At 47.0% G+C, this 11,111-nt stretch carries 8 protein-coding genes; all 8 read left to right on the forward strand.

Annotation, left to right across the window (positions count from 1 at the left end; translation table 11 throughout):
• Window positions 1-189: 189 nt before the first annotated feature.
• The 8 genes from ACWPAB_RS13415 (at window position 190) to ACWPAB_RS13450 (ending at window position 11,107) form a co-directional block, all read left to right on the forward strand.
• On the forward strand, window positions 190-1,479 hold the full coding sequence (locus ACWPAB_RS13415; protein ID WP_003577491.1) for an ABC transporter substrate-binding protein: 1,290 nt from the start codon (window positions 190-192) through the stop codon (window positions 1,477-1,479).
• 123 nt (window positions 1,480-1,602) lie between these two features.
• Window positions 1,603-2,298: a hypothetical protein gene (locus ACWPAB_RS13420; protein WP_003577493.1), complete on the forward strand. Its 696-nt coding sequence runs from the start codon at window positions 1,603-1,605 to the stop codon at window positions 2,296-2,298.
• A 256-nt stretch (window positions 2,299-2,554) separates the two neighbouring features.
• Window positions 2,555-4,264 (forward strand): family 20 glycosylhydrolase, encoded by a 1,710-nt coding sequence (locus tag ACWPAB_RS13425; protein ID WP_003577496.1) that lies wholly within the window; start codon window positions 2,555-2,557, stop codon window positions 4,262-4,264.
• Between the two features lie 380 nt (window positions 4,265-4,644).
• Entirely contained in the window at window positions 4,645-5,664 is a 1,020-nt protein-coding gene (gene manA, locus ACWPAB_RS13430) for a mannose-6-phosphate isomerase, class I (RefSeq protein WP_003577498.1), read from the forward strand.
• A 361-nt stretch (window positions 5,665-6,025) separates the two neighbouring features.
• The gene (locus ACWPAB_RS13435; protein WP_012490884.1) at window positions 6,026-6,742 is read left to right on the forward strand and encodes a GntR family transcriptional regulator; all 717 of its coding nucleotides are present in this window, start codon (window positions 6,026-6,028) and stop codon (window positions 6,740-6,742) included.
• 68 nt (window positions 6,743-6,810) lie between these two features.
• Window positions 6,811-7,992 (forward strand): SIS domain-containing protein, encoded by a 1,182-nt coding sequence (locus ACWPAB_RS13440; RefSeq protein ID WP_003577500.1) that lies wholly within the window; start codon window positions 6,811-6,813, stop codon window positions 7,990-7,992.
• Window positions 7,993-8,050: 58 nt separating this feature from the next.
• Entirely contained in the window at window positions 8,051-9,211 is a 1,161-nt protein-coding gene (nagA, locus tag ACWPAB_RS13445; RefSeq protein WP_003577502.1) for an N-acetylglucosamine-6-phosphate deacetylase, read from the forward strand.
• Window positions 9,212-9,310: 99 nt separating this feature from the next.
• Window positions 9,311-11,107: a glycoside hydrolase family 35 protein gene (locus tag ACWPAB_RS13450; RefSeq protein WP_003577504.1), complete on the forward strand. Its 1,797-nt coding sequence runs from the start codon at window positions 9,311-9,313 to the stop codon at window positions 11,105-11,107.
• Window positions 11,108-11,111 lie beyond the last annotated feature (4 nt).

An 11,111-nucleotide genomic window follows, 5' to 3' on the forward strand; every position in this document is an offset into this window, starting at 1 on the left:
CTCATCAGGCCGGAGATTGCGGAGTTTGGCACGGCAATTTTAGCGTAACTTTTGAAAACTAAAAATACCGGGTGTTTCTTTGCTTTTATAAATATAAGAGGCATAATAAGGGTGTCAAGACATGACAAATACGGCGGCTTGCAAACACTGTCGATCGGTAAGCCGCGACACTGAATGAGGGACATAGAAATGAAAAAGACTAGTTTTTGGCGGCTATTAGGCTTAATGGGTGCTGTTTTGTTGTTACTGACAGCCTGTGGCAAGCAGGGGACGGCTACGAAATCGTCTTCAAGTGCGCCAGTGAAAATCACCTACTGGCATCGGATGACGGGGACTTATGATAAATCGTTGAACAAGCTCATCACCAAGTTCAACCAGAGTCAAAAGAAGTATAAAGTTGTCGCAACTTCGCAGGGATCATACAACGCGTTGCAACAGAAAATTATGGCAGCCGGCAAATCAAAAACGTTGCCGACCATGGCGCAGTCACCGTATACGAACATTGGCGACTACGTGAAGAACAAGTTGTTATTGCCATTTGATCCAGAAATGTTAAATGGCGCGGATAAGTTGAGCAATGCTGATTTAAAAGATATTTATCCAAGCTTTTTGTCTGCAGGTAAATATGAGGGCAAGTACTACGGATTGCCATTCTCAGTCTCGACTTCGGTGTTGTTTTATAACAAGAAGTTGATGTCCCAGTACAATATCAGCATACCGAAAACATGGGCTGATTTTGCAGCCGATCAGGAGAAACTCAAGGGAACTGATGTCAACGCGATTGAGTTAGATCAAAGTTATGATGTTGCGCTTGAGGGGATGGCATATGGTGCTGGCAGTCAACTAATTACACCGAAACTGAAGGCTAATTTGAATGCACCGAAGACATTGGCAGCTGTGAATCAAATTCTGGATCTGCGCAAGAGCGGTGCGTTGAAAACTGCTGGCGAAGATCAATACTTCAGTGTGCCATTTGCAAATGGAAAAGCGGTCTTTGGGATTGGTTCTTCGGCAACCGTGCCGGTTCTTATCCAACAGGCCCCAAAGGATCTTGACTGGGGTACTGCTGTGATTCCGACATACGAAGGCAAACGCAGCAATCCACTGAACGGAAATTACAATGTTTTGTTTAAAGGGGCCTCTAAAGCGCAACAAGCAGGTGCTTGGGCGTTCCAGAAATTCTTGCTGAAGTCTGAAAATGCATCACAGTGGGCGATGGATTCTGGCTATGTGCCGGTGACAAAAACGGCATCTAACAGCCCGACATTTAAGAATTATCTACAAAAGAACGACAAGTATAAAGCCGCGGTCTCTGCAGTTTCACAGAGTTTTGCCTCAACTGTCTTTACCGGTTACACCGATTATCGTAACGATTTGATGAGCACTGTCGACAGCACGCTGACCAAGAATGTCAGCGGCGAAACAGCGTTTAACAATTTGCAAAAGCAGACTGAAACTATTTTAAAAGAAAATAAATAACTTTATTTAAAAAAAGACTAGAAGGCGAGCGTTGCTTGCCTTGATGGTCTTTTTTAGTTTGCGTCTGCTTGCTGTGGTGGGCTATGATGGTCTGAGCAGTTCTAAGCTTTTAAGGAGACTGATATGGAAATCAATGTACACAAGTTTCAGGAAGCCATTTTAGATGGCAGCTTCGAGCATACCGAGAATCATCTGACCGCTGCAGCGTTCAAAAAGGACGGCATCGAGGCGGGCTTGACGAAGGTGTTTGCAGACGTCCGCAAGGCCATCGACAAGCAGCAACTGATTCAGGCCGACCTCGTCATCGATTTTCCTGAGCCGACCATCATCACAGTTGAAACTGGCATCATCAATCTGCCGTTTGCGAATGTCAATAAAGTCACGAACTTTCTTGAGGCAGACGAGATTGTGCCGGTTCGGGTCTATTTAGTGGTGGCATCACCATTTGTGAACGTGTCGGGTTTGAGAATCGATGAAATTGCAACGGCAGCGGATTATCTCACAGGCTTTGAGACGCTCAATAAGCAAATGACCGCTTCCGTTCATGAGAAACTTGACCATATTCAAGAAGAAATGGCGAAGCCCAAAGAAACCGCAAAACCGGTGCCAGCTAATAAGCAAAAAACACCAGCCAAAAAGACCACGCGCCGGACGGCAATGAAGCGAACAACGACGCGCAAAACAACCAAGAAAACAACGACAGCGGCGAAAACATCAGCGGCCAAGCCAGCGGCAGCTAAGAAGCCAGCGGCCAAGATAACGAAGCGGACGACCAAAAAAGCGGCGCCCAAAACCACTCGGCGAACAACTAAGAAATAAGCTGCTAGTCGCATGCTGAAAAGAGTCATTCCATTTGGGATGGCTCTTTTTACATACCAACAAGACCATCTAGACCCTTTAAAGCGAGGGGATAACCATTTGAAAGCAAACATACAATAATATTAACGAAATATGAGAATAACGTGTGAGATATGAAAATCATTTTGAATTGAAAGCGATTCCAGCATATTCTTAACTTGTTGGTGGAATAGGCCAATCTTGTTGCAGAAACCATCCACAAAAGGAGGTTGAAGTTTTGAAGAAGCACGGGTTTCGATTTTGGTTATTGGCGATTGTTGGACTGCTGGGTATGGTGTTGAGTCTGAGTCAGCCGCCCAAGCAGGTAGCTGCTGCTGATAACACCTTGAAAAGCGTTTTTTCGATTGATGCGGGACGAAAGTATTTTTCCGCGGATCAGTTGAAAACGATCATTGATCGGGCACATACAGACGGTTACACCGATGTGCAGGTTTTATTGGGCAACGATGCATTGCGATTGCTACTTGATGACATGAGCGTGACGATCAATGGCAAAACATATGGCAGTGATGTCGTGAAACAGGCCATACAGGCTGGTAACAAAGCGTACTACGATGATCCAAACGGGAATGCGTTGACGCAAACCGACATGGATGCGGTCTTGAAATATGCAGCGGCACGGGATATCAATATCATTCCGGTTATCAATAGTCCCGGCCATATGGATGCCATTTTGACGGCGATGGCGCAACTAGGCATTAAGAATCCTGCCTTTAATGGGTCTAAACGGACTGTCGATCTTAACAATGACACTGCCATTGCCTTCACAAAAGCACTATTGCAGAAGTATGTGATGTATTTCAAGGGTCATGCTACGACCTTCAACTTTGGCAGTGACGAGTATGCAAATGATGTCGATACTGGTGGCTGGGCCAAGTTGCAACAAAGTGGCACCTACAAAAAGTTTGTGGCATACGTCAACGACTTAGCGGCGATGGCCAAAAATGCCGGCCTGAAGCCGATGGTTTTCAATGACGGGATTTATTATGACAATAACACCAGTTTCGGGACTTTTGACAAGGATTTGATCGTCTCTTATTGGACGGCTGGCTGGAGCGGGTATGATGTCGCAAAGCCAGAGTTTTTGACCGATAAGGGTTTGAAAATCATGAATACTAATGACGGTTGGTATTGGGTTTTAGGTCGCGTGGACGGCGATCTCTATAGTTACAAAACGGCGCTAGCTAGTTTAGCAAGTAAAAAATTCACTGATGTACCAGGCGCTTCGAGTGCTGTGCCGATTATTGGCAGTGTGCAGGCGGTTTGGGCGGATGATCCGAGTGCACAGTTAGACATGCCGGCGCTGTTGAAGTTGATGGATCAATTTTCGACAGCCTATGCACCTTACTTAGTTCGCCCAGCCGATTACAGTAAAGTTGATGCCGCCATCGCTGCCGTGCCGCGGCAACTTAATCAGTACACCGATGCATCAGTTGCTAAACTTGATGCAGCGTTAAATGCTGTTGTCCGCGGTAAAAAGGCAACCGATCAGGCATTGGTTGACGGCTATGCCCAGACCATTACGGTCGCCATCAAGGCACTGCAACTGCGGCCAGCCGATTACACAAAGGTTGATGCCGCCATTGCAGCTGCAAAGAAACTTGACCGGTCACACTATCAAGACCTTAGTGCCGTTGATGCGGCGCTTGCTGCTGTTAATCGTAATCTCAGCATCACCCAGCAAGCCCAAGTTGATACCATGGCTGCCAAGATTACAGCTGCCATCGCTGCGTTAGTTCTGAAGCCGGCGCCGCAACCCGATCCAAGGCAGCAGCAAGTGCCAACAAAAACCATTGTGAATCCAGACCGGTATTTACCAAAAACGGCAGAAGCTTCCGGGTGGGAATTGATGCTAGCCGGGCTTGCCACGATTTTGGGTGTCATTAGCATTGTTTTCTTTTGGAGGCAACATCGCATGGCCGTCTAATTCCTGACAATAACCGAAAATACGGCCCGCTACGCATCTTTTGCGCAACGGGCCGTTATGGTGTTGTGCGCCAACACCATTTCATAGTGTCACGCAAGGATTTGATGAAATTGTGATGTCATTGAGATGATTTTGGCTGTTTTGACAACTACCTCGCCAGCATTTACCCGCAAAATAATCGGCTAGTAAGGTTCCGTCTTGTTATTTAGTTTAATTGAGCCGCAAGTTTACAAAATAAAGGTCAGCGGTCTAGATAGGTACTGTATAATGAACTTGAAAACGACGAAAAAGCAGCGCAAAGGCAAATTGGTTAGAAAACGGCGTATTAGCGGACATGAATGAGATGATGGGGTGTTCATCATGTGGTTCAGAGGTTTAACATGCGGATTTCTGATCTGAAGCGCTTGTTTAGAAAAGGAGTGGGCATTTTGACAGAACCATTATTTTTAAAACCATACTTCAATCCTAAGATATGGGGCGGCCGCAAACTCGAAACTGAGTACGGCTTTGACATTCCAGACGGTAAAATCGGTGAGGCTTGGATCATCTCAGGTCATCCGCATGGTCCGGCGACCATTGAAAACGGTCCATTGAAGGGTAAAACCCTTCGCGAGGCGTGGCATGAAGATCCCGCTTATTTTGGTCCACAACATAGTCAGGAGTTCCCGTTGCTCGTGAAGATTCTCGATGCCGAAGCTAGTTTAAGTGTTCAGGTTCACCCTGACGATGCTTATGCTGCGGCCCACGAAGCAAAAGGCGAACTCGGTAAGACTGAATGCTGGTACATCCTGAAGGCAGATCCAGGGGCTTATTTGATCTATGGGCATCACGCCAAAACGCATGAACAGCTCAAAGAAATGATCGAAGCCGGCGATTGGGAGCACTTGTTGCGGAAATATCCAGTCAAGACTGGCGACTTTGTGTATGTTCCAAGCGGCACGATACATGCTTTAAACAAAGGCATCGTGGCATTGGAAACCCAACAAAGTTCCGATACGACTTATCGGCTTTACGACTATGATCGGAAAGATGATCAAGGTCACAAGCGTGAGTTGCATATTAAGCAAAGCCTTGATGTGACGACCGTTCCTTTCCATGACCCGAAGCTTGATATCACCAAAGAACAAGTGACAGGCGGGCAAATCACCACGTTTGTTAAACCGCCGCTGTCACCGCATTTTGCCGTTTATCGCCTTGATGTTGATGGCACCATGACGTTCACCCAACAAGCACCTTATACCAATGTAACAGTGCTTGACGGTGACGGGACCTTTTCTGCAGACGGGAAGGATTACCCGATCAAAACAGGCGATAGTTTCTTGATTCCCAACCAGATCAAGACTTGGGCATTCACTGGCAAATTGGCAATCGTCACTTCTACTCCAGGGGTAGACGCATAAGGTTGCGGATCATCAGGTGCCCAACATATTCATAAAGACAAAAGTTATCCCTCGACAGGTTTTTAGACCATCGAGGGATTTTTTTGTTACTGGTGTGATTAAATGGCTGTTAAACAAAAAATTAGAACGTAATGAGAACGCTTTCTTATCGAAATAATTATTTTCCTGATTTGGTCTAATTATGGAAATGTCTGTTACCGCTTAATTCATGATTTCAATTTCTTTTTTTAACGAAAATTGGTACATGTTGTCATTTTGAGAACCTGTAAGTCGTTAAAAATAAAAATAAGTCGCATGTATTGACTTCACGAACTGGGAACGCATACACTACAAGTGGTTGGTACCACGTGGAGGTGAGATGATGGAAAAGGTTCCGTTGACGAAACAGCTGGTAGATCAGCTGGAAACGTTCATTAAGGAGAAACTTCAGCCCAACGATAAGCTGCCGTCCGAGCGGGATCTCAGCGAGTTGTATCAGGTCAGTCGCAACACAGTTCGTGCTGCCTTGAACGAATTGTTCTTGCGCGGTTTCATTTATCGAAGCACTGGTAAAGGTACATTTGTTGCAGAACGATTTGATGAGCGAACCGATGTCAGTGGGTCCTACAGTTTCACTAAACAGATGTTGGCAATGAACCGTAAACCAGTGACTAGGATCCAGCGTTTAGAAAAAATTGCGGCACCCGCCAAAATTGCCAAGCGCATGCGCATCGAACCAGGCACGCCCGTTTACGTCCTTGATCGATTACGAATCGCTGACACGTTACCGATGATGATTGAGCGCAGTTACTTACCTGCTAACACTGTGCCAGGTCTTAATCAGGAAGCACTATCAAAAACGCCATTATACGATTGGCTGGAAGGTCATTATGGCATTCACATTGTTTCAGTCGATGAAGCGTTTTTTGCTGGATTAGTCACGCCGGAAGATGCTGAACAACTTCGAGTTGCACCAGCGTCAGCCTGTTTGAACATTCGGCGAACAACTTTTGCCGATACCGGCGAGATTGTTGAATACACCTTGAGTGTGGCTCGCGCGGATCAATTTGTTTATCACGTACATCACGTTAATCACTAGATAATAAAGCATAAGCCAGTCCGGCTTAGGGGCTGGCAAGCAGGTTTCCAATAGGAGGATGAAGAACATTGTTCGAAAAAACAACTGAAGAACTAACCAAGTTAGGTGCACAAATTACAACTGCTGAAATCAAACAGCAGCCAGAACTATGGCAAGAAGCATTTGATAACTATACCAACGCTAAGGAAAAGATCACGGCCTTTTTGGATCAGGTGACGGCCGCCGCTAATGGCAAAACCGTTCGCGTTATTTTCACTGGTGCCGGTAGTTCACAATATGTTGGTGACACGGTGATGCCATACCTACGCGCGCATGGTGATCGCAGCAAGTTCGAATTTGAATCAATTGGGTCAACTGATATTGTGTCCGCACCTTACGATTTTCTGGAAGCAGACACGCCGACCATTCTGGTTTCCTTTGCTCGTAGCGGCAACTCACCGGAAAGTTTGAAAACTGTTGAACTGGCTGAACAAGTTGTTCACAATCTCCATCAAATCAGCATTACCTGCGCACCGGAAGGCCAATTGGCCAAGAAGTCTGAAACGGAAGACAAGACTTTGTTGCTGTTACAGCCAGCTGGTTCAAATGATAAAGGCTTTGCCATGACAGGCAGTTTCTCTTGCATGACCTTGAGTGCCTTGCTGGTATTTGATACCGCCAGTGACACGGATAAGAGCAAGTGGGTGAAAGCCATTGCGGCAATGGGACAAGAAGTTGTGGCGCGTGAAGCGGAAGTTCAAAAAGTGCTTGACCTTGATTTTGATCGTATCGTCTATCTTGGCTCTGGCAGTCTTGGCGGCTTGACCCGCGAAACTCGCCTGAAGGTGCTTGAACTAACAGCTGGCAAGTATGCCACCATGTTTGACACTTCCATGGGCTTCCGTCATGGTCCAAAGAGTTTCCTAGATGACAAGACTTTGTTGTTCGACCTCGTTAGCAACAATGCCTACACCCGTCAATATGATATCGATGTCCTTGAAGAAGTTAAGGGTGACGGTATTGCTAAATCCGTGATGGCAGTGGGCACCAAGCAGGATCAGAACTTCTCAGGCGATGCCTTCTATTTTGAAAATGGCCCTAAAGATCTTCCAGAAGCTTATCAGGCTCTCCCAGATGTCATGTTCGCCCAGACTGTAGCATTGCTTGCTTCGATCAAAGTTGGCAACTTGCCTGACACACCATCACCAACCGGCACCGTTAACCGAGTTGTTAAAGGCGTGACCTTGCACGATTACGCTGGTAAAGAATAGAGCGTGAACTGGCACCAAGCAGCATCAACGAGCAAGTTTAGAGGAGGCAAAAGAGTTCATGAGTTACTACATTCACGCTGCAAAGTTTTTTCTCAAAAATGTGACTGAAATTGGTGGTTATCTAGAAGTCACCGATGATGGCAAGTTTGGCGAGTATCTGCCGGAAACAGCTAAGCCAGATGGCGATATTGTTGAACAATCCGGGAAATTGATTGCTCCGGGTTTAGTCGATACCCATATTCACGGGTTGTTAGGGCATGACGTAATGGACAACGATTGGGATGGCATTGAGACAATGAGCAAAAACTTGCTCAAAGCTGGTGTCACCAGTTGGCTGCCAACCACATTGACCGGTTCATTTGATCAACTCAATGAGGTTTGCAAAACGATTGCCGCACATGCTGGCGATGAAAGCGGTGCGAAGATTCAAGGCATTTATTTTGAAGGCCCATACTTTACGACCAAGCATAAAGGGGCACAGAATCCGAAGTACTTCAAAAATCCAAGTGAGCAAGAATACGATGCTTGGCAGACGTCCGCTGATGGCTTGTTGAAGAAAATTGCGATTGCCCCAGAACGTGAGGGTGCTGCTGACTTCACTCGGTATGCCACCGCAGACGGCACGGTGGTGGCTTTGGGCCATAGTGATGCCACCTTTGAGCAGGCTAAAGCTTGTGTCGAAGCCGGTGCAACTGTCTTCACACACACTTTCAATGGTATGAGCCCGTTGAGCCATCGCGAACCTGGTATGGTCGGAGCAGCGATGTATCTGCAAGGGGTTGATGATGAGCTTATCTGTGATGGTCATCATGTCCGTCCTGAAGTGGCCACCACCTTGATTCGACTGAAAGGCGCTGAACATATCGCATTGATTACCGATTGCATGCGCGCGGGGATGATGCCTGATGGCGATTACGTCCTTGGCGAATTCCCAGTTTATGTCAAAGACGGGATGGCGCGGATGAAAGATGGCGACAGTCTGGCGGGTTCAGTTCTTGAATTGAAAGATGCGCTGACCAATCTCCTTGCTTGGAACGCCGCAACACCAGAAGCAATTATTCGAATGGCTTCTCAAACACCGGCTGCTTCTTGCAATATCGACGATCAATGCGGCAGTATTTTACCTGGCCGAGCCGCTGATTATCTAGTTTTAGACGCTGATCTCAAGCTCGAAGCCACCTATCTTGATGGGAAATTAGGCTATCAAGCTGAAGCATGAAAGCTTTCCTGACACAAAACCTTGTGAAATAAGGTGTCAGTGTGTGACACTTAAATATGGCAGCATAAGCTGTTATGAATGAAAGGAGGCCAGCGCTGCATGACGACCTTTTCGATCGATCATGAGTTTATGTTGGACGGTCAGCCGTTCAAGATTCTGTCTGGCGCGATTCATTACTTCCGAGTCCATCCCAGTGATTGGTATCACAGCCTTTATAACTTGAAGGCACTGGGATTTAACACGGTAGAAACCTATGTCCCTTGGAATCTGCACGAGTACAGCGAAGGTGACTTTGATTTCAGCGGGATTCTCGACATTGAACGCTTTCTAAACACCGCAAAGGATCTTGGCTTATACGCCATCGTTCGACCATCCCCTTACATCTGTGCAGAATGGGAGTTCGGCGGGTTTCCAGCATGGCTGTTAACGAAAAAGATGCGCTTGCGAACCGACGATCCTGCCTATCTGCAAGCGATTGACCGTTACTACACAGCTTTAATGCCTCATCTTGTGGGTCATCAAGTCACGCATGGTGGCAATGTCATCATGATGCAAGTGGAAAATGAGTACGGTTCATATGGCGAAGACAAGGATTATCTTGCCGCCGTGGCCGAACTTATGAAAAAGCATGGCGTTGATGTCCCCCTTTTTACCTCGGATGGTCCGTGGCCAGCAACCTTGAACGCTGGCAGCATGGCCGACGCTGGTATTTTGACTACCGGCAATTTTGGCTCACGTGCCGACATGAATTTCGATCGGTTGGCGGCCTTCAATCAAGCTCATGGACATGATTGGCCGTTGATGTGTATGGAATTCTGGGACGGCTGGTTCAACCGCTGGGGCGAACCGATCATTCGCCGCGACCCAGAAGAAACTGCCGAGAACTTGCGAGCGGTGATCCAACGCGGCAGTGTCAATCTCTACATGTTCCACGGGGGAACTAATTTTGGCTTTATGAACGGTACCTCAGCTCGCAAAGATCATGATCTGCCGCAAGTGACTTCCTACGATTACGATGCACCATTGAATGAGCAAGGCAATCCAACGCCAAAGTACTTTGCCATTCAGAAAATGATCCACGAAGTCTTGCCATCGCAGGCCCAGACAACACCACTGGTCAAGCCAGCGATGAGGCAGGCGGACAATCCGTTGACGGCGAAAGTGTCATTATTCTCAGTACTTGATCAGCTAGCTCAGCCAGTAGCCGCACCTTATCCGCAGACACAGGAGTTTCTTGGCCAATACACCGGTTATACGTTGTATCGGACAAACCCGCTGATCAGTGGTACCGACAAAGGCACGCCGGCTAAGTTGCGCGTGATTGATGCCCGTGATCGGGTTCAAGCCTTCTTTGATGGCAAGTCGCTAGCAACACAGTATCAAGAGGCCATCGGCGATGACATCCTGCTCCCAGAAGTTGAAGGCCGCCATCAACTAGATCTGTTGGTCGAAAACATGAGCCGCGTCAACTATGGCTCAAAAATCGAAGCGATTACCCAGTTTAAGGGAATTCGCACCGGTGTCATGGTAGACCTCCATTTCATTAAGGACTACCTGCAATACCCACTTGACTTGAACAAGGCGCCGCAACTTGATTTCACCGGCGATTGGCAAGCAGGGACACCCGCTTTTTATCAATATGGGTTTGATGTGGTGAAACCACAAGATACGTATCTTGATTGTCGTGGATTTGGTAAAGGAGTGATGCTGGTCAATGGTGTTAACATCGGCAGATTCTGGGAGAAGGGGCCAACGTTGTCACTATATGTGCCAGCCGGGTTGCTTCACACCGGGCACAATGAGGTCATTGTTTTTGAAACCGAAGGCCAATATGCCGAGGCGATAAACTTGGTTGACCACCCAATATTTAAGGAACTAAACACAGAGGAGGAATAATAAT

The organism is Lacticaseibacillus sp. 30, assembly GCF_053819265.1.

Bases quoted from the DNA above. Each gene is read 5' to 3' on its own strand.
- nagA (WP_003577502.1), top strand. From the start codon at position 8,051: ATGAGTTACTACATTCACGCTGCAAAGTTTTTTCTCAAAAATGTGACT.
- ACWPAB_RS13415 (WP_003577491.1), top strand. From the start codon at position 190: ATGAAAAAGACTAGTTTTTGGCGGCTATTAGGCTTAATGGGTGCTGTT.
- ACWPAB_RS13435 (WP_012490884.1), top strand. From the start codon at position 6,026: ATGGAAAAGGTTCCGTTGACGAAACAGCTGGTAGATCAGCTGGAAACG.
- manA (WP_003577498.1), top strand. From the start codon at position 4,645: ATGCGGATTTCTGATCTGAAGCGCTTGTTTAGAAAAGGAGTGGGCATT.
- ACWPAB_RS13450 (WP_003577504.1), top strand. From the start codon at position 9,311: ATGACGACCTTTTCGATCGATCATGAGTTTATGTTGGACGGTCAGCCG.
- ACWPAB_RS13420 (WP_003577493.1), top strand. From the start codon at position 1,603: ATGGAAATCAATGTACACAAGTTTCAGGAAGCCATTTTAGATGGCAGC.